This is a genomic window from Microbacterium proteolyticum (assembly GCF_029639405.1).
Classification (GTDB): domain Bacteria; phylum Actinomycetota; class Actinomycetes; order Actinomycetales; family Microbacteriaceae; genus Microbacterium.
The window spans coordinates 1,825,683-1,847,277 of the sequence record NZ_CP121274.1 but is presented as its reverse complement, the minus strand read 5'-3'; the positions used below and the strand labels follow the sequence as shown (position 1 = coordinate 1,847,277).

Here is a 21,595-nt window from a genome sequence, read left to right as displayed (position 1 = left end):
GAGGGGGGTGCGAGGGGTCCGGGTGCCGATGGATGCCACGACGATGGCGGACGCCATCCTGGCCGCCCTCGGCGGCGCCGGGAACGTCCGCGGGGTCACGCACTGCGCGACGCGGGTGCGGGTGGATCCGGCCGAGTCCGCTCGCGTGGATGTCACAGCCCTCGCCCGGATCCCCGGCGTGCTCGCCGCGCAGGTGGTCGGCGATCGCGTGCAGATCGTCGTCGGGCCGGGGCGGGTGGAGGCCGTCAGCGGCGCCGTGCGTCGCGGAGCCGGATCGGCGACGGCTCCCGCACACCGAGGCCGTCTGTCCGCGCGAACCGTCGGCGTCCTGGTCGACGTGTTCACCCCGCTGCTCCCGGCCTTCGTCGCGGGGGGCCTGCTCACGGCGCTGCACAACGTGCTCGCGGGTCCCGGGGTGTTCGGCGACACGGCCGTCATCGACACCCTGACGTGGCTGCGCGGCCCCGTGGCCCTCGTGGGACTCGTCGGAGCCGCGGTGTTCGCGCTGCTTCCCGTCCTCCTCGGATTCTCCGCGGCCGGCCGCTTCGGCGGCAGTCCGTACCTGGGCGCCGCGATGGGGGCCGCCCTCGTCGCCGCCCCCGGCCTCACCGCCGACAGCGCCCTGCCGGCGATCCATCTCACGCCCGAGACGGGGTGGGTGATCGCCGGCGTGGACGTGCTGGCCATCGACTACCAGGGCACCGTCGTGCCCATCATCGCGATCTGCTTCGTTCTGGCCCGCCTCGAGCGGTTCTTCGCGCGGCGCACGAGCGGATCGGCGCGTCTGCTCCTGGTGCCGCTGCTCACCCTGCTCACCACGGGCCTGCTCGCCTTCCTGGTCCTGGGCCCGGCCCTGCGCTTCCTCGGAGATGCGGCCGCGCAGGGGATGGAATGGCTCTACACCGGCGCCGGCGTGCTCGGGGGCGCGCTCGTGGGCGCGGTGTACTCACCGCTGGTGGTGACGGGGCTGCACCAGGGACTCATCGCGATCGAGCTGGGTCTGCTGTCCACGGGGGGATCGTTCATCTTCCCGATCGCCGCGGCGGCGAACGTGGCCCAGGCCGCCGCGTCGCTCGCGGTCTGGCTCTGCGCACGGAGGGGGACGCGCCTGCGCGCTCTCGCGGCCACGGCGACCGCCCCCGCCGCCCTCGGAATCGCCGAGCCGGCGATGTTCGGCGTGACGCTCCGGCTGCGCGTCCCGTTCCTGATCGCCGTCGGCGCGACCGCGGTCTCGGCGGCGCTCCTGGCCGCGTGGCGGGTCGAGGCGGTGACGCTCGGCGCCGCCGGGCTCCTCGGGTTCGCCTCGATCGCCCCCGGGAGCGTCGGGCCGTTCCTGGCCTGTCTGGCGGTGTCGATGCTGCTCTCGTTCGGCGGCACGCTGGCCTGGGCGCGATGGCGGAGGCGACGGGGGCGCCCGATCGACGGTGAGGATCCCCGCCGGAGCGGCGACGAGACCGCGATCCTCTCCCCCGTGGCCGGCCGGCGCGTCGCGGTGGAGTCCCTCGCCGATCAGGCGTTCGCCGCGAGCGCGCTCGGACCCACGGCGGCGGTGGCGCCCGAGAGCGGACTGATCACCGCGCCCGTGGCGGGCACGGTCAGCGCCGTCGCGGCGACCGCGCACGCGTACGGCATCACGACCGACGGCGGGACCGAGGTCCTCGTCCACATCGGCATCGACACCGTGCGCCTGAATGGCGACGGGTTCCGTCCGCTCGTCCGCGCCGGCGACCGGGTGGCCGCGGGAGATCCGCTCGCCCGCGCGGATCTCGATGCGATCGTGGCGGCGGAGCTGGACCCGGTGGTGCTCACCATCGTCACGGAGGCCGGGGCGCGCACCTTCGCACCGATCGACGGGGAGACCCGGGTCGTCGCGGGTACACCCGTTCTGGGCCCGGTCGGTTCGCCAGAAAACATCTGATTAACCGCTTGACCAACCTCGCGAGGCGTTGCTACGTTCTGCGTAACCGATTAACCAGCCCCGGTTCATCGGCGACATCGTCTCGATGAGGAGTCATCCGAATGGACCAGCGAGGGTTCTTCCGACCGCCGAACGCCTGGGTCGGCGACGTCATCCCGTGGGAGGAGGACGGCCGGTTCCACCTCTTCTACCTGCACGAATCGCGGCAGGTCCCCAGAATCGGGATGCCGTGGCACCGCGTCGTCACCGATGACCTCGTCACGTTCGTCGAGACCGGTCCCGCGCTCCCCTCGGGAGGGCCGGATGCCGCGGACTTCAACGTCTACACCGGCAGCGTCGTCGTGGACGGCGGCATCCACCACGTCTTCTACACCGGGCAGAACCCCGAACGGATCGGTGCGGACGGCCTCCCGCTCCAGGTCGTCCTGCACGCCACCAGCGACGACGGGATGCGCACGTGGGTCCGCCACCCCGACGACACCTTCGGCGCGACCCCGGGATACGAGACCGCCGACTGGCGCGATCCCTTCGTCTTCCGCGACGACGAGGCCGGCGTGTGGCGCATGCTCGTCACCGCCCGTCACGCCGACGGCCCCGAGCGGCGACGCGGGGTGATCGCGCAGTGCGTCTCGCACGACCTCCGCACGTGGGAGGCCGCCGAGCCCTTCTGGGACCCGCGCCGCTACATCGCCCACGAATGCCCCGAGGTCTTCGAGTGGAACGGGTGGTGGTATCTCGTGTACTCCGAGTTCAGCGAGTCCTTCACCACGCGCTACCGCGTCTCGCGCAGCCTCCACGGGCCGTGGCAGGTGCCCGAGAACGACACGATCGACGGACGCGCCTACTACGCCGCGAAATCCGCCGCCCGCGACGGGCGCCGGTTCTTCTTCGGCTGGATCTCCTCCCGCGAGGGCGGTCGTGACGACGGCGCATGGCAGTGGGCGGGGACGCTCTCGGTCCTGGAGGCGGAGCAGAACGCCGACGGCTCGCTGCGCTTCCATCCGCCCCTGGAGCTCTCCGCGGGCTTCGGCGAGCGCCTCGACTCGGCGGCATCCGGAACGGTCCTGTCGGCCCCCGACGGCTACGCCGACCTCGTCCTCCCGACCGACCTCCCCGCCGCCTTCCGCGTGGACGCCGTCTTCGACATCGCCCCCGGGACGACGGAATGCGGCCTCCTGCTCCGGGCGAGCGCGGACGGCGACGAGGCCTACGTCCTGCGCCTCGAGCCACGACGGAACCGTCTGGTGTTCGACCGCTGGCCCCGCCGCCGGACGGGCGGCGAGCAGTGGCAGATCTCGGGGGACGTCCCCCACGTCATCGAGCTCGAGCGTCCGGTGACGCTCGCTCCGGGACCGCACCGGCTCGAGGTCGTCGTCGACGGCGATCTGTGCGTCGCCACAGTGGACGGTTCGGTGACCCTCAGCACGCGCCTCTACGACCGGACCGACGGTCGCGTCGGCGCCTTCGTCGGCGAGGGCACCGCGACGGTGCTCTCGCTGGAGATCACCGGCCCCTCCACTACCGCCGTCCCGGCCGCGTCGCTCGACGACGCCCTCGTCTCGTCCTGACCCGCACCACCTCACCCCTACCCGCACCACCACATCAATGGAGATTCACATGGTCCACCTCACCCGAGCGGCATCCTGGGTCGCCCTGACCGCCGCGACCGCGCTCGTCCTGTCCGGATGCGGCGCGACCGGCTCCGCCGGCGACCCGACCGACGTCAACCCCGAGGGCGAGATCAAGCCCCGCGAGATCTCGTGGCTGCTGTCGCGTCCGGCCGACGGCGGCGTGATCACCGCGATGCAGAAGATCGCCGACGAGTACGCCGCCGACCACCCCGGCTTCTCGCTGAACCTCATCACGACGCCCGATCGCCCCAGCTACATCCAGAAGTACGAGACCCTGGCCGCCGCCAACAAGCTGCCCGAGCTCTTCGACACGGATGCCACGCCCTTCGCGCAGAAGCTCGCTCAGCAGGGCCGCATGGTCGACGTCGACCTGCTGCTGAAGGACCTCGGCCTGTCCGACGAGTACCGCGACGTCGCCCTGACCTACCAGCGCTTCGACGACGGCTCGCTGTACATGGTGCCGTTCGAGTTCCAGCTGGAGTTCTTCTGGTACAACAAGGACCTGCTCGCGCAGGCCGGGGTGCCCATCCCCGCGACGCTCGACGACTTCGCCCCGATGTGCACGGCGCTCCGAGCCAAGGGCATCACGCCGATCGCCCTGGACGGTGCCGACGGCTGGCCGCTCGAGCGGTACATGGCCTACTACCCGTTCCGCCAGGCGGGCCCCGAGTACGTGCAGAAGCTGAAGACCGGCGAGGCGAAGTTCTCGGACGCTCCCGGACGCGCCGCCGCCGACTGGCTGTACGGGCTCGGACAGGCCGGCTGCTTCCAGGAGGGCTTCTCCGCCACGGGGTACGCCGACGCCCAGGCGCAGTTCACCTCCGGCAAGGCGGCGGTGTACAACATCGGCACGTGGGAGCTGGCGAACCTCGCCACCGACAAGCTCGACGCGGGCGTGCGCGACAGCGTCGACTACTTCACGCTCCCGACGATCTCCGGAGCCGTGACCGCCGACAACGAGTACGTGACGCCGTCCGGCATCGGCATGGCCGTCAACTCCGCCACGTACGACCCGCTCGTGCGCGACTTCCTGCGGTTCGCCCTCGAGCGCTACCCCGCCGAGGTCGCCGCCTCGGGCGCCCTCTCGCCGACCACGGGCGTGGAGACGACCATCCCCGCGAACGCGACCCCGCTGTACTCGCGGGCGATCGAGCAGGCCGGTGACGTGGGCCCGAAGATCGCGATGCCCTGGGACACCCAGCTCGACCCCGCCACGAACACCCGTCTGCAGCAGGAGCTGACCCTCCTGGTGCAGGGCGACATCACGCCCGACGAGTTCGTCAGCACGATGGACGCGGCTCTGACGGAGAACGTCGGTGGCTGACACCCTCGCACCGAGCCGGCCCCGGGTCACCGGGGCCGGCTCGCCCGCCCGGCGTCGGGCGCCGATGCGCACGTCGATGCTGCCGCGGCGCTCGGGCCTGGCCGTCGCCGTCTTCCTCGTGCCCCCGCTGCTGCTCTACGGCGCCGCGGTCCTCCTCCCCATCGTGCAGTCGCTCGTGCTGAGCCTGTTCTCGTGGGACGGCATCACCGACCTCGCGTTCGTGGGCCTGGACAACTACGTGAAGATGTTCACGCGCGACGACGTGTTCTGGACGGCCTTCGGCAACGCGCTCGGGTATCTCGCCATCTGCCTGGTCCTCCAGCTCGGGGGCGCCCTGGCGGTGGCGGGGCTCCTCACCGCCCTCCCCCGGGCCCGCGAACTGGTCAAGACGCTGTACCTGCTGCCGGCGGTCATCTCCACCGTGGCGATCGCGTTCCTCTTCGTCCGCATCTACTCGCTCGAGCCCGTGGGTCTGCTCAACCAGCTGCTGGCGTGGGTGGGACTCGACGGCCTCCAGACGGCCTGGCTCTCCAACGTGCAGACGGTGCTGGCGGCGGTGTCCATCCCCGAGGGGTGGCGCTTCACCGGTCTCTACATGCTCATCATCTACGCGGCGCTCATCGCGGTGCCCAAGGAGCTCGAGGAGGCCGCGCGCCTGGACGGCGCCTCCTGGTGGCAGACCTTCTGGCGGATCCGCTTCCCCTACATCCGTCCCGTCTGGATCACCACGACCGTGATGGCCACGACCTTCGCGCTGCGCGGCTTCGACATCCCGTACCTGCTGACCAACGGCGGACCGGGTCAGGCGTCGGAGCTGCTGACCACCTACATGTACAAGACGGCGTTCGTCCACACCGACTACGGCTACGCCAGTGCCATCTCGGTCTTCATCGTGGTCGAGTGCCTCGTCGCGGTGGGACTCATCTTCCTGCTGCTGCGTCGAAAGGACGCGTGATGAGCACGACTCTCGCCCCGCCCCCGGTGGCATCCGTCCCCCCGTCCGACGCCCCGGAACCGCGCGCCGTGCACCGCTCGCCGCGGGTGCGCGTGCAGCGGACTCTCCTGACGGTGACGGTGATCCTCATCGTCGTGGTGCAGGTGTACCCGCTGCTGTGGCTGTTCCTCACGAGCTTCCGCACCGCGTCGGATTTCGCCGGAGGAGATCCCTTCGCGCTGCCGTCGGAGTGGACGCTCGACAACTACGCCCGCGCCTTCGCGACCGGGAACCTGGCGCTGAACATCGCCAACAGCTTCATCGTCACCCTCGGCGCCAGCCTTCTGATCGTCGTGGCCGGCATGATGGCCGCGTACGCGCTGCAGGTCCTCGGCTTCCGGTTCAGCGGGTTCGTCCGGGCGCTGTTCCTGCTCGGCATCATCGTGCCCGTGCAGATCGCGCTCGTGCCGCTGTTCATCGATTACTCGCAGGTCGGGCTGCTCGACACGCACCTCTCGATGATCCTGCCGCTCGCGGCGTTCTCGCTGCCGATGGGGATCTACCTGTTCTCGTCGTTCTACGAGTACATCCCGCGGGAGCTGTACGAGGCCGCGTCCCTGGACGGCGCGGGCCCGTACCGGATCTTCCTGCAGATCACGGCGCCGCTGTCGGTGAACACGATCATCACGGTCGTCCTGGTCAACAGCATCTTCATCTGGAACGACTTCATCTTCGCGAACACGTTCGTTCTGTCCGATGGACTCAAGACCATCCCGCTGGGGCTGCAAAACTACATCGGAGCGATGGGCAACACCGACTGGACGGCGACGTTCGCCGCGGTGTGCGTCACGGTGACGCCACTGCTGCTGGTGTTCCTCGTGCTGAACAAGGCGATGATCGCCGGCCTGGAGAGCGGAGCCACCAAGGGATGAGCACGACGATGCGCGACGTGGCGCGGGCGGCCGGGGTGTCGGTGGCGACCGTGTCGCACGTGGTGAACGACAAGCCGGGCGCGCGCATCGGCGAAGACGCCCGACGCCGAGTCCACGAGGCGATCGAGGCGCTCGGCTACCGGCCCAACGCCCTCGCCAAGACGCTGTCCGAAGGCAACTCGCGCTTCATCGGCCTGGTGGCGGATGCCATCGCCACCACCCCCTTCGCCGGACAGATCATCCACGGGGCCCAGGACGAGGCGTGGCGTCACGGCTTCGTCCTGCTCGTCGCCAACACCGAGGGCAACGCCGCCGCCGAGAACGACGCGATCGCGATGATGCTCGAGCACCAGGTGCGCGGCATCCTGTACTCCACCTGGTACCACCGCGAGATCGACGTGCCGCCGCCGCTCCAGCACACCGACACGGTGCTGGTGAACTGCTTCGCCGCCGACGACGCGTTCCCCGCGGTCGTCCCCGACGAGGTGCAGGGCGGTCGGACGGCCACCGAGGAACTCCTTTCGGCCGGTCATCGTCGGATCGCCTTCGTGAACACCACGTCCCCCTCCCCCGCGAGGGACGGACGGCTCGCGGGCTACCGCGCCGCCCTGGAGGACGCCGGCGTCGCGAGCGAGGACTCCCTGATCTTCGAGGCGGCTCCCGAGCAGGAGGGCGGGTACGGCATCGCCGGAGCCGTCGTCGCCTCCGGAGCGACGGCGGTGTTCTGCCACAACGACCGCGTCGCGATGGGCCTGTACGACGGCCTCCGCGACCGCGGCCTGCGCATCCCCGACGACGTGGCGGTGATGGGCTTCGACAACCAGGACGTCATCGCGGCGCACCTGCGTCCGCCGCTGTCGACGGTCGCGCTGCCGCACTACGAGCTGGGCGCCGCCGGCGTGCGCACGCTCCTGGGACTGGAGGCGCCCGCGTCGGGTGCGCGCCAGCTCGTGGCCTGCCCACCGGTCCTCCGGGAGTCGATGTGAGCCTGCCCCGCCCGCGCTTCCACCTCGCGCCCGCGCGCAACTGGATGAACGACCCCAACGGCCTCGTGCACACCGGCGGCCGGTGGCACGCGTTCTTCCAGTACAACCCCGCGGGCAACGACTGGGGCAACATGAGCTGGGGCCACGCGTCCAGCCCCGACCTCCTGCACTGGGAGGAGCATCCCGTCGCCCTCGCCCATCGCCCCGGCGAGCAGATCTTCTCGGGATCGGTCGTGGCCGGCCCCGGCGACGCCCTGACGGCGTTCTACACGAGCGCCTACGCCCACGGCATCCAGGCCCAGTCTCGCGCGACCAGTCTCGACGGCGGCCTCACCTGGACCCCGGATGCCGCCAACCCGGTGCTCGACCGCGACAGCTCCGACTTCCGCGACCCGAAGGTCGTCGCGCTCCCGGGCGGCGGCTGGCTGATGCTCGCGGTCGAGGCGGTGGAACGGCGCGTCGTGTTCTACGCCTCCGACGACCTGGAATCGTGGCGCGAGACGGGGTCGTTCGGCCCGCTCGGCCCGACCGGGGTCGTGTGGGAATGCCCGGATCTCGTGCGGCTCCCGGTCGAGGGATCAGATGCCGCCGCCTGGGTGCTGCTGCTGAGCACGAACCCCGTGGGCGACGCGCCCGACCCGGCCGGGTCGGCGATGCACTACGTCGTCGGCGACCTCGTCGGCGACGTGTTCCGCGCCGACGAGGACGTCCTCCTCCCCGTCGACCACGGCCGGGACTTCTACGCCGGCGTCACCTTCCACGACGCCCCCGGCGGCGCGGCGGTGATGCTCGCCTGGATGAACAACTGGCGCTACGCGCACGCCGTGCCGACCGCTCCGTGGCGCGGCGCGATGTCGCTGCCGCGCACGTTGGGGCTGCGCCGCATCGCGGGCGCGCTACGGCTCGTGCAGCACCCGGTCCTCCCCGCAGCCCCGGACGCGACGCCCCTGCCGGAGGCCGGTATCGATCCCCACGCGCTCATCGAGATCCGTCGCGACCCCGCGGACACCGGCATCCTGCGCATCCGGCTCGACGGCGAAGCGGATGCCGCGGTCGAGATCGTGCACGACCCGACCGCTCGCACCCTCACCGTGTCGCGCACGGGCGAAGCCGCGCAGACGTTGCACCCGGACTTCGCCGGCGCGCGCGTCGCCCCGCTGCTCGAAGCGGGCGTGGCGGTGTTCACGATCGTGCTGGACGGCCCCCTCCTGGAGGTCTTCGCCGACCGGGGCGCCACCGTGCTCTCGCACCTGGTGACCCTCGGCGCGGGACACGTGGCCGTCCGCGCCACCTCCGAGGGGGCGGAGGCTCCCGCCGTGCGCATCGTCGGGCTCGACAACGCGCAGGAAGGTCGGGCAGTTCCGGCGGCCGCCTGACCCACCACAACCGAACCGCCGGACACCCGGCGGGTGCATCGTCGCGCCCGCCGATCACGAGGAAGTGAGCATCATGCCGTTCGAGATCTCCCGCCGCACCCTGCTGCAGGGCGCCGGAGCCGGGGCCTTCGGCCTCGCCCTGGCGTCCGCGGCTCCCGTGGCCGCCCGCGCCACCCCGCCGTCGCAACGCGCGATTTACCACATGACCCCGCCGACGGCCTGGCTGTGCGATCCGCAGCGCCCGATCGTCTCGGGCGGGCAGTACCAGCTGTACTACCTCCATTCCGACGTCAACAACGGTCCCGGCGGGTGGGATCACGCCACCACCGACGGCGTGAGCTTCGTCCACCACGGCACCGTCATGCCGCTGACGAACGGGGTCCCCGTGTGGTCGGGGTGCCTCGTGGTCGACGAGGCGAACACCGCGGGATTCGGCGCGGGAGCGGTCATCGCGCTCGCGACCCGTCCCACCGACGGCATCCGGAAATACCAGGAGCAGTATCTCTACTGGTCGACCGACGGCGGGTTCAGCTTCACGATGCTCCCCGACCCCGTCCTCGTCAACACGGATGGTCGCGCCGCCCAGACCCCGGCCGAGATCGACAACGCCGAGTGGTGCCGCGACCCGAAGGTGCACTGGGACGCGTCGCGCGGTGAATGGGTCATGGCTCTCGGCCGTGCCCGCTACGCGGGTTTCTACACCTCGTCGAACCTCCGGCAGTGGACGTGGCGCAGCAACTTCGACTACCCGAACCCGCAGCTCGGTGGGATCGAATGCCCCGATCTGTTCCAGATGACCGCCGACGACGGCACCCGGCACTGGGTGCTGGGGGCGAGCATGGATGCCTACACGGTCGGGCTCCCGATGACCTACGCGTACTGGATGGGAACGTGGAACGGCACGCACTTCGTCGCCGACGACCCGACCCCGCAGTGGCTGGACTGGGGCTGGGACTGGTACGGGGCGGTGACGTGGCCGAGCATCGAGGCGCCCGACACCCGACGGCTGGCGATCGGGTGGATGAACAACTGGAAGTACGCCGCGCGTGACGTCCCCACCGACGTCTCCGACGGCTACAACGGCCAGAACTCGATCGTGCGCGAGCTGCGCCTGGAGAAGCAGCCCGGCGGGTGGTACAGCCTGCTCAGCGCACCGATCTCCGCCCTGGCGGGTCGCGCGACCTCGACGGTGACCCTGCCGGACCGGACGGTGAACGGCAGTGCGGTGCTCCCCTGGACGGGGCGTGCCTACGAGCTCGAGGTGGACATCGCCTGGACCGATGCGGTCAACGTCGGCGTCTCGGTCGGCCGGTCGGCCGACGGGTCCCGCCACACGAACATCGGCAAGTACGGATCCGACCTCTACGTCGACCGGGGGCCGTCCGACCGTGCCGGATACGCTCTCGCGCCGTACACCCGCGCGGCCGCGCCCATCGACCCCGCGGCCAGGTCCGTGCACCTGCGCATCTTCGTCGATCGCCAGAGCGTGGAGGTCTTCGTCAACGCCGGGCACACCGTGCTCTCGCAGCGGGTGCATTTCCTCGACGGCGACACCGGGATCTCGCTGTACACCGACGGCGGTGCCGCGCAGTTCTCGGGCCTCACGATCCGGGAGTTCGCGACCCCCGTGTGACCGTGGCCGCACGCATCCGGAGAAAGTGGGGGCCGCGGCGTGACGAAACCCCTTCCGCATACGTCTCACCAGTAAGCGAACACAGCTGGCACGGGATGACCGCCCCGGCCAGGACGTACAGGAAGGACACTCCGATGGCTATCGAAGAAAAGCCCGCGGCCCCCACCGCCGCGCCCCAGGGCTCGCGCGTGGACCGCGCATCCGCCGGCTCCGCGAACCTCGCCGCCGACACCGCCGGCAAGACCACCATCGCCGACTCCGTCGTGGCCAAGGTCGCCGGCATCGCGGCGCGAGAGGTCACCGGCGTCTACGCCCTCGGCGGTGGCGGAGCGCGCGCCTTCGGCGCGATCCGCGACGCGATCAACGCCACCGACCTGACGCAGGGCGTCAAGGTCGAGGTGGGCGAGACCCAGGCGGCCGCCGACCTCACCATCGTGGTCGAGTACCCCGCTCCGATCCAGGAGGTGGCCGACCAGGTGCGCGCGCGCGTCGCCGGTGCCATCAGCCGTCTCGTCGGCCTCGAGGTCGTCGAGGTGAACGTCGACGTCAACGACATCCACATCCCGGGTGACGATGACGACGACTCGACCCCCTCGCGCGTGTCATGAACCCGACCATCACCGGTGCCCTCGTCGGCCTGATCTTGGCCGCCGCCGCACTCATCTTCGGGTTCTGGGGCTTCCTCCTGGTCGCCCTGTTCATGGCGATCGGCGCGGTCGTCGGTCGGATCGTCTCGGGCGAGATCGACATCCGCAGCATCGCCAACGCATTCTCGGGTCGGAGCACATCGTGACCACCGCGCTTCCCGGGGTGGCCACCGCCGCCCCGGGGGGCGGGGTCAGCGTGCAGACCCACGGCCGCGTGGACGTGGCCGACCGCGTCTTCCGCAAAGCGGCCGAGCAGGCCGCCGCCGAAGCCATCGGCGTCGACCGTGCGGACGTGTCGGTCGACATCGCCGCCTCGCGCGACACCGTCGTGGTCCGCGTCCAGGCTCCCTTCCCCGTCCCCCGCCTCGACGACACCGAGGCGGTGCGGGCCGCCACCCCCGTACTGGAAGCGGCTCGCGGCATCCAGCACGATCTCCACGACCGCCTCACCCGTCTGTTCGGGCGCAAGGTGTCGCGCGTGGACCTGACCATCGCCGGGGCGACCACCCCGAAGAGAAGGAGGGTGAGATGACCGACTCCGTTCTGCGTACCGTCGTGCGTCGCGAGACGCACTCGCCCCGCACCGGAGCGATGCTCGTCGTCGTGATCCTGCTCATCCTGGCCGCGGTGTACGCCGCTGTCGAGATCGGGCTGTCGCTCGCCGGCCGGCCGCCGCTGCTGGTGGCTCCCGGTGCCGCTTTCGACGCTCTCGCCGCGCTCCCCACGGCCGTCGTCCCCGCGGCGCTCATCGCCATCGGCGCGGCGATCGCCGTGATCGGGCTGATCGTGCTCGTGATCGCCGTGGCCCCGGGCCGGCTTTCCCGCCACGAGATGACCTGGGGAGAGCGCGCGGTCGTCGTCGACAACGGCGTGGTGGCCTCCTCGATCGCCCAGCACGTGAGCCTCGAGTCCGGGATCGCCCGCGAGAACGTGGTGGTGGGCGTCGCCCACCGCAGCGTGGACGTGACCGTGCGCCCGCCGCTCGGGATCCCGGTCGACATCGACGGTCTTCGAGCCATCGTCGACGAGGAGGTCGCGTCGTACCGTCTCACCCCGTCCGTGCGGACGCACGTCCGTGTCGAGCGCCCGCTCGACGCGGGGAAGGAGGATCTCCGATGAGGAACACCAATCGCGCACTCAACCGCATCCTGCTTCTCATCGTCGCGCTGGTCCTCCTGGCTCTGGGCGGTCTGCTGATCGTCGTGGCCGCCCTCCCGGGCGCCGCCGACGTGTGGACGCGGACCGCCGACGGTGTCCGCGGATGGACCGAGGGGATCGGTCAGCCGTCGCTGGACATCGGGGCGATCGCCGTGCTCGCCGTCGTCGTGATCGTGCTGGTGCTCGTCGCCGTGGGCGCCGTGCGCGGAAAGCACCGCGTGCCGCTGCAGTCCATCGGCTCCGAGAGCGAAGCGGGTCGCATCATCGTGACCGACGACTTCGCCTCGGCGGCTCTGAAGAACTCGCTCGACGAGCGCGACGAGATCCTCGCCTCGCGCATCTCCTCGAACGAGGTGCGCAAGGAGACGGTGCTGCACGTGAGCATCACGCCGCGCCAGAACACGTCGCCCCGTCAGATCGCCGAGGACGTCGACACCCTCGTGACGAATCTCGCGACCCTGACCGGTCAGCAGTTCCGCACGTTCATCTCGGTGCATTCGAGTCTCCGCGCGAAGCTCGCGCACGACCAGAAGCGCCTGAACTAGAAGGGGATGCCATGCGCAACCGGATCATCATCATCGGTGCCCTCGTCCTGATCGCCTACGTGATCGGGACGCGGACCGGCCGTGTCGAAGTCAAGAACCGCGAGTCGGTCGGCCATCAGATCGTGCGCCTGTGGGACGACCCGCGCGCACGCCGACGTCGACGCAAGGCCGCCGCCCGGGCCGAGAAGAAGGCCAAAAAGGCGCTGCGGGAATTCCGTCGCTGACGGACGGACCGCGCGGCCACGCGGAAGGGGGAGAGGACGCACGGCGTCCCTCCCCCTTCGTCGTCGCGGCCGGCCTCCTGTGGACGACCCTCCCGTGCCGGAGCATGCGCATGTAAAGATGTCCTCGACCGAAGGGCATCGATGTTCCCACCTCCCGCCGCACCCCCCGCCCCCTCTGCTCCTCAGACGCGGGCCGACGACGACGACACGGCCGTCGGGTTCCCTCCCCGGTGCCCCGGATGCCTGCACCGCATGGAGCCCGAGAGCCGAGGTTCCGCGGCCGTGTGGGTGTGCTCGGGTTGCGGGCTCGCCCGCATCTCCTGAGTCGACGGTTACGCTGACCCCGTGGTCGTCACCCTGCTCATCGCCATCGTCGCGATCGTCTGCGCGATCCTCGTGGGGTTCGTGGCCCGTCAGATCATCGGGACGGCGGTGGGGTGGCCGCGCAGCATCGCCGTCGGACTCCTGGTGTTCTTCCTCGGTGTTCCCGCCGCGGAATGGGTGCTGGAGCAGACGAACCTCCCCGCGGGCTCGACGCTCGCCGACAGCGGGAACGTCTGGCTGGCCCTCGGTCTCATCGCACTGTCCATCAGCTGGGTGTTCGCCCTCGGGGTCGCCACCCTCGTCGCCAGCGAGGCCATCTTCCCGACGCGACCCCTGCCCAATCCGATCGATGTGATCCGTGCCGGTCTCCGGCAGCGCAAGCGCACACGTCGCTACCTCCAGATCCTCGCCATCGCGTCGCGACACGGCGTCGGCTGGCTCTTCCACGGCGGCCATTCCCGTGTGGAGCAGCAGCTCAGCACCTCGGAGGAACGCGCCCGGGCCATCGTCGCCACGATCAACGACGCCGGGGTGAGCTTCGTCAAGCTCGGCCAGGTGCTCTCCACGCGCCGCGACCTCATCCCGGAGCCGTATCTGAGCGCCCTCGCCTCGCTGCAGACGAGCGCGACCACCCTCCCCTGGGAGACGGTGCGCGAGGTGATCGAGAGCGATCTCGGCCGCCCGATCGACGAGATCTACGCCGACGTCGACCCGAACCCCCTCGCGGCCGCCTCCGTGGCCCAGGTGCACCGGGCGACGCTTCACGACGGCCGTCGCGTCGTCGTCAAGGTCCAGCGCCCCGCCGCACGCGCCCAGGTGGAGGCGGATTCCGACATCATCGGCCGCCTCGCCCAGCGCGCGCAGGAGCGCACCCGCGTCGGGCGCGACCTGCACATCGAATCCGTCGCCCGCGGATTCACCACGACGCTCTTGGAGGAACTCGACTATCGCGTCGAGGCGCAGAACACGGAGATGATCCGCGCCACGATAGAGCGCATCGACGCCGCCGAGCCCGGACGCCGCGGGCTCGTCACCATCCCCGGGGCGTTCCCCGAGGCCTCGAGCACGCGCGTGCTCACCATGGAACTCGTCGACGGCACCGCGCTCAGCGACTCCGCGGACCGCCTGGCGGCGCTGACGGCCGAGGAGCGGGATCGGCTCGCCGAGGTGCTCATGTCGACGGTCATCGAGCAGATCCTGGTGTACGGCGTCTTCCACGCCGATCTCCACCCCGGCAACGTTCTCCTCACCGACACCGGGAGGCTGGGGCTGATCGACTTCGGCGCGGTCGGCATCATCGAGCGCAGCCGCCGTCAGCACATGACGGCCTTCCTCCTCGCGGCCCTCAGCGAGAACGACGTGGCCGCCACCGACGCGCTCCTGCTCATCGTCGACGCCCCCGACGACGTCGATCTGGATGCCTTCCGCCACGACGTCGGGATCGTCCTCACGGCGGAACACGTGCGCAGCGGCGGGCAGGGCTCCATCTTCACCCGCATCGTCGACGTGATCCGGCAGCACCGGATCGCCCTGCCCGGGGAGCTGGCATCCGCGTTGCGCAGTTTCGCCACTCTGGAGGGCTGTCTCCGCGTGATCGTCGATGACTTCGACATGGTCGGCCGAGCACTCCCCCTCATGCCCACCCTGCTCCGACGCTCGCTCTCGCTCAGCCGCGCGGCCACCGACCTCCAGGCCGGCGCGGTCATCTCGCTCGCACGTCTGCAGCGGATGCCGCAGCGCCTGGAAGCCCTGCTCACCGGCATCGAGCGCGGCTCCATCGGGATCACGCTGCGCTCCGACGACGGCACCGACACGAGTGGCATCCTGAGCCGGATCACCTCCGAGATCGCGACGACCCTGGTCTCGATCGCCGCGGTCGTGATCGCCGTCGTCCTGATCGTCGCCGGCGGCGGACCGGTGCTCGGCGGATCGGTCACGTTGTTCGCGATCCTCGGCGCAGTGATCGGCCTGTTCGGCTTCCTGGGACTGCTGAGGGTGGTCCGCCGGACGTTCACGCGTCGGGGCTGACATAGCGCATTCCGCCACGCGGCGGGAGTCTCTCTTTCCCGTGCGCGGGACCGCTACAGTGTCGATCAGCTACCCGTTGTGCACCACCGGACTCCAAAGGAGAAGTCCCATGGTCTTCGTCGTCACCGCCATCGTCGTCGGTATCGTCACTTGGATCGTTGCGGCCCTCGCCGCGGGCATCGGCCTCGGCCGCATCATCGCCCGCGCCGACAGCGAGGAGGGCCGCGCGCTCGACGCCCCGTCGGGGGCCGGGTTGAGCGGCGCGATCACCCTCTGATCCCCCTCGCTCGCGCGGCGGGCGACGCGTGCGCGGCTTCGTACGGTGAAGCATGCGCACCGCACCTCCGCGCGGCCGGGGCCGCACCCTCGCGGCCGTCTCGGCGTCGGTCTATCTCGTCGTCCTCGCGGCGGTTCTGTTCTGGCCGCAGCACATTGACTCGCAGGCCGGTCCGCTGTACGACGCCCTCCTGCGCGTCGTCCCCGTGGCCTTCCCGTTCGGGATCGACCCGACCCTGAACGTCGTGATGATGGTTCCGTTCGGGGTGATCCTCGCCACCGTTCTGCCCCGTCGACCTCTCGTCATCCTCGGCGTGGCCTGGGTCGTGCCGCTGATGGCCGAGATCGCCCAGGGGCTGTTCCTCCCCGGGCGGACGTCCAGCGCCGTCGACGTCGCGGCGAACACCCTCGGCGGCATCCTCGGTGCGGCAGGCCTCGCGACGCTGCGCCGCCTCACCCGCCGTCGACGCCCGGAGTGAGAGGTCGACCTCCGTCGAGGGAAGCATCGGAACTCCCGACGCGACGCGCGCGCTCTCGATGCTCCCGACGGGTCATCGGCGGACGGCCCGGGAGGCGGTCCGCCGCTGCCGCGGCGAGCGCCGGAGCCGTGTGCATCGTGATCGCCTCGACGGCGTCCGTCGCGGCGCGCTCGAACTCCCGCCAGACGGCCTCCGGCTGACCGACCGGGTCGACGAGGTCATCGTCGCCCGCGGGTGTCCGACGCGCCCGCGTCCGCCCTCGAGCGAGGCGGCGCACCAGCGACTCCCAATCCTCCGCGGCGGACGCGTCGCGCTCCTCCCGGAGCAGTCGGGCGAACTCGCGCACCGTGAACGTCGTGTCTAGAGCATCCGGACGCATGTCCAGGACCGCTCGCCGGTGAACGGCCGCCGCGCACAGGACGGTCGACGACTCGCGGAGCATGACCTCGTCGAGGGAGCGCGTGCGATGACCGGCGAGGTCGAGCCCATACTCCCGTCCGAGTTCGACCGCGTCCGGTTCCGCGGATCGGCCGGGCCGCGCGGCCGTCCCCTCGCTGGTGAGGACGGGACCGACGACACTCGCGTCGGCGAACCGGGCACGGAGCAGATGCTCGACGAACGGCGAGCGGATCGCGTTCGCCGTGCACACGATCAACACACGGGGGCGGGAGAGCTGGTTCACGGGTCTCTTTCGGGGCGGCGGCGGCGAGGTCGGGTCCTCGCGCGCGATGGCTGCTCCCTCGAGTAGAGCGTCCCCCGCTCCCGCTCCGTCCGCCCCGCCGGCCGATGCGTCGACCGCCGGGACGGGTGAACCGCCGCGGCGACCGCGTTCCCGATCACCTCAGGACGACAGCGCCTCTCGGATCTGCGGGTCCTCCGCGAGCACGCGACGGAGTTCGCGCGCACCGTCGATCGAGAGCGCGAGCCCCACGGATCCGAGCTCGATCGCGAGCCAGTTCTCGACGTCGCCCGGTCGACGGAGGATTCCGACCTCGACCTCGCTCTCCCGCCCCGCTCCCGACTCGTCCGAGCCCCGGACCCGCGCCGTGAATCCCGAGCCGGAGCTGCGGTGCGTCTCGTCGTCGGGGTGGACCGTGAGGCCGTGGCGGGTCGTGCACCACGCGTACGTGCAGCGCGCACCCGAGTGACGGGGATGGACATCGTTTTCGCTCATGCCGGACACCTCTCTTTCCGGGTCGTCCGCGAGGACTCCCCGATCATCGGTGGGCACGGAAGAAGTGAAGCACGAGCCTCCGACACCGCACTCAGCGACCGGGCGCGACGCCCTCCGGCGGCTGCGGCAGCAGGTCCGAGAGCGGGATCTCCAGGACCTCCGCCAGGCACACGATCGTGCGCAACCGCGGGTTCGCCGGCGTACCGGGGTTGGACTCGCCGTGCTCGAGCTTGCGGTACGTGAAGGTGGCGAGTCCGGCAGCATGCGCGACGTGTTCCTGCGAGAAACCCTTCTCCGCACGCGCCGCGAGCAGACGGGCGCCGAACTGCCGGGCGAACTCGTTCCAGGGATCGGGCACGTCGGTCATGCACCCAGCTTGTCCGTTCGGCTACGCGCACATGAACATGTGTACATGTCTCACCGGCGTCGGGTCCCTGCCCGGAGACGGGAAACCTGCCGAGGTGATCGGCGATCTTGCGGAGGTGAGCGCGGGGGCGAACCATCTGCGGATCGCGGGCACGGCGCCGGTCCTGCTGCCGCATCACTCTTCGGAGCCCTCCCCCTCGACACCCTTCACCCTCCCCGCACCGCTGACGTATCGGTCCCCCGTGGACGCCGTGGGTGGCACAGTGCCCGGACCCCGCGCCTCCCGTTCCAGCCCAGAGGCGCATCATCTCCGGCCACTGAGCCCGATCAGCGGAGTACCCATGGATCTCGCTACCTCGTCACTTGTTTCACCCGCCCCTACGAAAAGCTTCACCCCGACGCGCACGCAACGAAGGCGCACCTGGCAGTCCCGATACGCCCGGCTCCTCGTCGCCTCCGACGCGCTCGTGGTGGCAGCGGCCGTCTTCGGCACCCAGGCGCTCTGGCTCGGACCCGATCACGCGGGCGTCAGCGCGGTGCCGATCGACTACACCACCGTGTCGCTGCTCCTGTGCGTCGCGTGGCTCATCGCCCTGACCCTCTGGGGGACACGCCTCCCCCGGGTCGTCGGACACGGCGTCGCCGAGCATCGCCTGGTCATCGCGGCATCCTTCCAACTCTTCGGCCTCATCGCCATGGGCGCCTACCTCACCGGGGTCGACCTGTCCCGCGGGTACTTCCTGCTCAGCCTTCCCGTGGGGACCCTCACCCTCCTCGCCTCGCGCTCGGCTGCCCGCGCCTGGCTCGTCGCCCGCAGACGTCGGGGCGAGCTGTCCGCGCGGGTCGTCCTCGTCGGAAGTGCCGAGGAGAACGCCCGGGTGGCGGGCGAGATCGCCCGTCAGCCCGGCGTCGGCCTCACGATCGTGGGCGTGCACACCGTCGAGGGCGCCGGCGAGAACTCGTGGACGGACGCCCACGCGCGGCGCCTGGAGCGCCGACTCGATGAGCTGGACGCCGACAGCGTGCTCGTCACCGGCGGCGGACACATCGACGCCCACGACATCCGGCGGATCGGCTGGGGCCTCGAGCCCGGGCGGCAGCACCTGATCGTCGCCGTGAACCTGACGGACGTCGCCGGGCCACGGATCCACACGCGCCCGGTCGCGGGTCTCCCCCTCGTCCACGTCGAGACGCCGCAATACTCCACCCGTCAGCGGGTCCTGAAACGCGCGTTCGATTTCGTCGGGTCCCTGCTGCTGCTCGGGGCTCTCAGTCCGCTGCTGCTCGTCCTGGCCGTCCTCGTGCGACTGTCGGGACCCGGCCCGATCCTGTACCGGCAGGAACGTGTCGGTCAGGGCGGCGTCCGATTCGGGATGATCAAGTTTCGCTCCATGGTCGACGGCGCCGACGCCCGCCTGTCGGAACTCCTGACGAGCCAGGGACGCGACGGCGCTCCCCTGTTCAAGATCGACGACGACCCGCGCATCACGCCGATCGGCCGCATTCTGCGGAGGTACTCGCTCGACGAGATCCCCCAGCTGTTCAACGTGCTGGTCGGGCAGATGAGTCTCGTCGGGCCGCGTCCTCAGCGCGATGCGGAGGTGGCGTTCTACGACGACGACGCCCGGCGCCGCTTGATCGTCCGCCCCGGAATGAGCGGTCTCTGGCAGGTGAGCGGGCGATCGGCGCTGTCTTGGGAGGATGCCATCCGCCTCGACCTCTTCTACGTCGAGAACTGGTCGCTGATCGGCGACCTCGTCATCCTGTTCCGGACCGTGAAGGCCGTCTTCGCCCCCGGCGACACCGCGCACTGATCACACGAGGAGGGCGCCGATTCCCGGAGTGGAATCGGCGCCCTCCTCGTGTTCCGTGGCCGCGTCTCACCCCCGCCGTCGACGCCGCGACGTCCGCTCGTCCGTCACGACCGCGGCGGGCGGAGCGACGGCGACCGCGCCTTCACCAGTCGAATCACCCGACGCCGCCGCAGGGCTCCGCCGCGCGGACAGCGTCCGCAGGCCGCTGACGTTCGAGGGAGGCAGTTCCCCGGATCGTCGGCGCGGGCCCGGCGCCGACACACCGGCATCCCCCTCGTCGCCCGCCTGACGACGCCTCGGCCGACGCCACCATCGGCCTCGCTCTGCCCCGGAACCCGGTGCGCCGTATCCGTAGTATCCGCCGTACTGAGAGCCGTAGTAGTTCGAATCGGCACCGCGGAGCGGGACCCGGTTCAGGACGACGCCGAGGAGCCGTCCGCGCGTCTTGGCGATGTTGCCGACCGCGCGCTGGAGCATGTCGTCCGTCGTACGACCGGCTGTCACCACGAGGACGGCCCCGTCCGCCCAGCTGGCGATCACCGCGGCGTCGGCGACCGCGAGCGTCGGTGGCGAGTCGATGATGACGACCATGTCATCGGCCAGTGTGCGCGCCAGCTGCTGCATGCGCTGCGAGCCGACCATCTCACTGGGGTTCGGAGGCGTCCGCCCCGCCGCGACGACGAAGAGGCGCCCGTGCTCGTCGACCTGGTGGGCCACCTGCTCGATGCGGGCGCGGCCCGCGAGGACGTCCGAGAGGCCCACGTCGTCGGAGAAGCCGAACGTCGCCCCCAGCACGGGGCGGCGCAGATCGGCGTCGATGAGGATCACCGACTGCCCCGTCGCCGCGATGCTCACCGCGAGGTTCGCCGCCGTGGTGGACTTGCCGTCCCCCGGCAGGGGGCTGGTCACGACCATGACGCGCGGAGGCCGGTCCACGTCCACGTACTGCAGGTTGGTCCGGAGCTCCCGCATGGCCTCCTTGTGGGCGAAGGAGCCGCGTCCGTCCCGGATGTCGTCGAACGAGAAGACGGCGCGGCCGGCGGCGAGCTCCTTGTCGACGGGGAGGATGCCGACGACCGACACGTCGACGGAATCGGAGATGTCCTGAGTCGACCGCACCCGCCGGTCGAAGGTCCGGCGCACCAGCGCGAACAGAACCCCCGCCACCGCCCCGCCGAGCGCCCCGACGGCGATCGCCAGCTTCTCGTTGGGCGAGGACGGCGACGTCGGGAGACGCGCCGAGTCGCCGGCGACGAGTTTCACGGCGCTGTGCGCGCCGCTGGTGGACTCCAACTGATCCACCTGGACGGTCATCCCGTGGAGCCAGGCCTGCGCCAGATCGCGAGCCGCCTCGGGGGTCGGCCCCGTCGCGTCGACGCGCACGTTGACGGTGTCGACGGGGTTGGACACGTGGATGCGCTGCACCAGGGATTCCGGGCTGTCGGTGAGTCCGAGCTCGTCGCGGGCCGTTTCGGCGACCGACTTCCAGTAGCCCATGTCGATGAAGGACTTCACCCTGGCCAGGGCGAGGGTTCCTCCCGCGAGAGCCGAGCCCGTCGATCCGTCGGATGACACGCTGGCGACGTAGCCGCTCGCGTCGGCCGTGTAGACCCGTGGTTGCAGCGCGCTCCACCCGAACCCCGCGAGGCCTCCGGCCAGGGTGAGCGCCACGATCGCCTTCCAGTACGCGCGCAGGATCCGCGCGACGCGTTGCATGTCCACTCGTGTACCGCCTTCCGCTCGGGCCGATCGGGAACGCCGAGCCCGGGAAGCATAGGCATGGGCCGGAGGAGCACTCGCACCACCCCGGATCGCGCACGAGCGGG

The 21,595-nt window shown here is 70.9% G+C and carries 22 protein-coding genes; 18 read left to right on the top strand and 4 right to left on the bottom strand.

All coding sequences use genetic code 11. The features are described from left to right. The first annotated feature begins 28 nt into the window (after positions 1 to 28). The 17 genes from P8R59_RS09400 to P8R59_RS09320 all read left to right on the top strand — a co-directional run bounded on the left by P8R59_RS09400 (position 29) and on the right by P8R59_RS09320 (position 16,415). Positions 29 to 1,918: a glucose PTS transporter subunit IIA gene (locus tag P8R59_RS09400; protein WP_278103714.1), complete on the top strand. Its 1,890-nt coding sequence runs from the start codon at positions 29 to 31 to the stop codon at positions 1,916 to 1,918. Between the two features lie 101 nt (positions 1,919 to 2,019). After that, positions 2,020 to 3,486 (top strand): family 43 glycosylhydrolase, encoded by a 1,467-nt coding sequence (locus P8R59_RS09395; RefSeq protein ID WP_278103713.1) that lies wholly within the window; start codon positions 2,020 to 2,022, stop codon positions 3,484 to 3,486. A gap of 49 nt (positions 3,487 to 3,535) precedes the next feature. Further along, complete coding sequence (locus P8R59_RS09390; protein WP_278103712.1) at positions 3,536 to 4,873, top strand: ABC transporter substrate-binding protein; 1,338 nt, start codon at positions 3,536 to 3,538, stop codon at positions 4,871 to 4,873. Positions 4,874 to 4,949: 76 nt separating this feature from the next. Next, complete coding sequence (locus P8R59_RS09385) at positions 4,950 to 5,828, top strand: carbohydrate ABC transporter permease (RefSeq protein WP_077049603.1); 879 nt, start codon at positions 4,950 to 4,952, stop codon at positions 5,826 to 5,828. Then, positions 5,828 to 6,739: a carbohydrate ABC transporter permease gene (locus tag P8R59_RS09380; RefSeq protein ID WP_278103711.1), complete on the top strand. Its 912-nt coding sequence runs from the start codon at positions 5,828 to 5,830 to the stop codon at positions 6,737 to 6,739. Before P8R59_RS09385 ends, P8R59_RS09380 begins: the two co-directional genes overlap by 1 nt. Beyond that, positions 6,736 to 7,725 carry a LacI family DNA-binding transcriptional regulator gene (locus P8R59_RS09375; RefSeq protein ID WP_278103710.1) on the top strand — a complete coding sequence of 330 codons (990 nt, stop codon included), beginning with the start codon at positions 6,736 to 6,738 and terminating at the stop codon, positions 7,723 to 7,725. Before P8R59_RS09380 ends, P8R59_RS09375 begins: the two co-directional genes overlap by 4 nt. Next, a complete protein-coding gene (locus P8R59_RS09370; protein ID WP_278103709.1) occupies positions 7,722 to 9,101 on the top strand; it encodes a glycoside hydrolase family 32 protein in 1,380 nt (459 codons plus the stop codon). The genes P8R59_RS09375 and P8R59_RS09370 overlap by 4 nt, the downstream gene beginning before the upstream one ends. 73 nt (positions 9,102 to 9,174) lie before the next feature. Further along, on the top strand, positions 9,175 to 10,734 hold the full coding sequence (locus tag P8R59_RS09365) for a glycoside hydrolase family 32 protein (protein ID WP_278103708.1): 1,560 nt from the start codon (positions 9,175 to 9,177) through the stop codon (positions 10,732 to 10,734). A 134-nt stretch (positions 10,735 to 10,868) separates the two neighbouring features. Next, complete coding sequence (locus P8R59_RS09360; protein WP_278103707.1) at positions 10,869 to 11,342, top strand: Asp23/Gls24 family envelope stress response protein; 474 nt, start codon at positions 10,869 to 10,871, stop codon at positions 11,340 to 11,342. Next, positions 11,339 to 11,527, top strand: a complete 189-nt coding sequence (locus tag P8R59_RS09355; protein ID WP_077049528.1) for a DUF2273 domain-containing protein — start codon at positions 11,339 to 11,341, stop codon at positions 11,525 to 11,527. The genes P8R59_RS09360 and P8R59_RS09355 overlap by 4 nt, the downstream gene beginning before the upstream one ends. After that, on the top strand, positions 11,524 to 11,913 hold the full coding sequence (locus P8R59_RS09350; protein WP_083734909.1) for a hypothetical protein: 390 nt from the start codon (positions 11,524 to 11,526) through the stop codon (positions 11,911 to 11,913). Before P8R59_RS09355 ends, P8R59_RS09350 begins: the two co-directional genes overlap by 4 nt. After that, entirely contained in the window at positions 11,910 to 12,500 is a 591-nt protein-coding gene (locus P8R59_RS09345) for a DNA/RNA endonuclease G (RefSeq protein ID WP_278103706.1), read from the top strand. Before P8R59_RS09350 ends, P8R59_RS09345 begins: the two co-directional genes overlap by 4 nt. Continuing rightward, positions 12,497 to 13,084 (top strand): hypothetical protein, encoded by a 588-nt coding sequence (locus P8R59_RS09340; protein ID WP_278103705.1) that lies wholly within the window; start codon positions 12,497 to 12,499, stop codon positions 13,082 to 13,084. Before P8R59_RS09345 ends, P8R59_RS09340 begins: the two co-directional genes overlap by 4 nt. Before the next feature lie 11 nt (positions 13,085 to 13,095). After that, complete coding sequence (locus tag P8R59_RS09335; protein ID WP_278103704.1) at positions 13,096 to 13,308, top strand: hypothetical protein; 213 nt, start codon at positions 13,096 to 13,098, stop codon at positions 13,306 to 13,308. Positions 13,309 to 13,653: 345 nt separating this feature from the next. Continuing rightward, positions 13,654 to 15,660, top strand: coding sequence for an ABC1 kinase family protein (locus P8R59_RS09330; RefSeq protein WP_278103703.1), 2,007 nt, complete (start codon positions 13,654 to 13,656; stop codon positions 15,658 to 15,660). Positions 15,661 to 15,769: 109 nt separating this feature from the next. Then, complete coding sequence (locus P8R59_RS09325; protein ID WP_278103702.1) at positions 15,770 to 15,937, top strand: hypothetical protein; 168 nt, start codon at positions 15,770 to 15,772, stop codon at positions 15,935 to 15,937. 52 nt (positions 15,938 to 15,989) lie between these two features. After that, positions 15,990 to 16,415, top strand: coding sequence for a VanZ family protein (locus P8R59_RS09320; RefSeq protein ID WP_278103701.1), 426 nt, complete (start codon positions 15,990 to 15,992; stop codon positions 16,413 to 16,415). Here P8R59_RS09320 and P8R59_RS09315 read toward each other — a convergent pair. The 3 genes from P8R59_RS09315 to P8R59_RS09305 all read right to left on the bottom strand — a co-directional run bounded on the left by P8R59_RS09315 (position 16,390) and on the right by P8R59_RS09305 (position 17,956). Continuing rightward, the gene (locus P8R59_RS09315) at positions 16,390 to 17,097 is read right to left on the bottom strand and encodes a hypothetical protein (RefSeq protein ID WP_278103700.1); all 708 of its coding nucleotides are present in this window, start codon (positions 17,095 to 17,097) and stop codon (positions 16,390 to 16,392) included. The genes P8R59_RS09320 and P8R59_RS09315 overlap by 26 nt on opposite strands. A 159-nt stretch (positions 17,098 to 17,256) precedes the next feature. Then, positions 17,257 to 17,589, bottom strand: coding sequence for a hypothetical protein (locus P8R59_RS09310; protein ID WP_278103699.1), 333 nt, complete (start codon positions 17,587 to 17,589; stop codon positions 17,257 to 17,259). A gap of 91 nt (positions 17,590 to 17,680) precedes the next feature. After that, positions 17,681 to 17,956 (bottom strand): helix-turn-helix domain-containing protein, encoded by a 276-nt coding sequence (locus P8R59_RS09305; protein ID WP_278103698.1) that lies wholly within the window; start codon positions 17,954 to 17,956, stop codon positions 17,681 to 17,683. A gap of 340 nt (positions 17,957 to 18,296) precedes the next feature. Here P8R59_RS09305 and P8R59_RS09300 point away from each other — a divergent pair, with 340 nt between their 5' ends. Next, positions 18,297 to 19,769 carry a sugar transferase gene (locus P8R59_RS09300; RefSeq protein WP_278103697.1) on the top strand — a complete coding sequence of 491 codons (1,473 nt, stop codon included), beginning with the start codon at positions 18,297 to 18,299 and terminating at the stop codon, positions 19,767 to 19,769. 66 nt (positions 19,770 to 19,835) lie between these two features. On the opposite strand, the gene P8R59_RS09295 is transcribed toward P8R59_RS09300, so the two are convergent. Then, positions 19,836 to 21,485, bottom strand: coding sequence for a polysaccharide biosynthesis tyrosine autokinase (locus P8R59_RS09295; RefSeq protein WP_278103804.1), 1,650 nt, complete (start codon positions 21,483 to 21,485; stop codon positions 19,836 to 19,838). Positions 21,486 to 21,595: the final 110 nt, after the last annotated feature.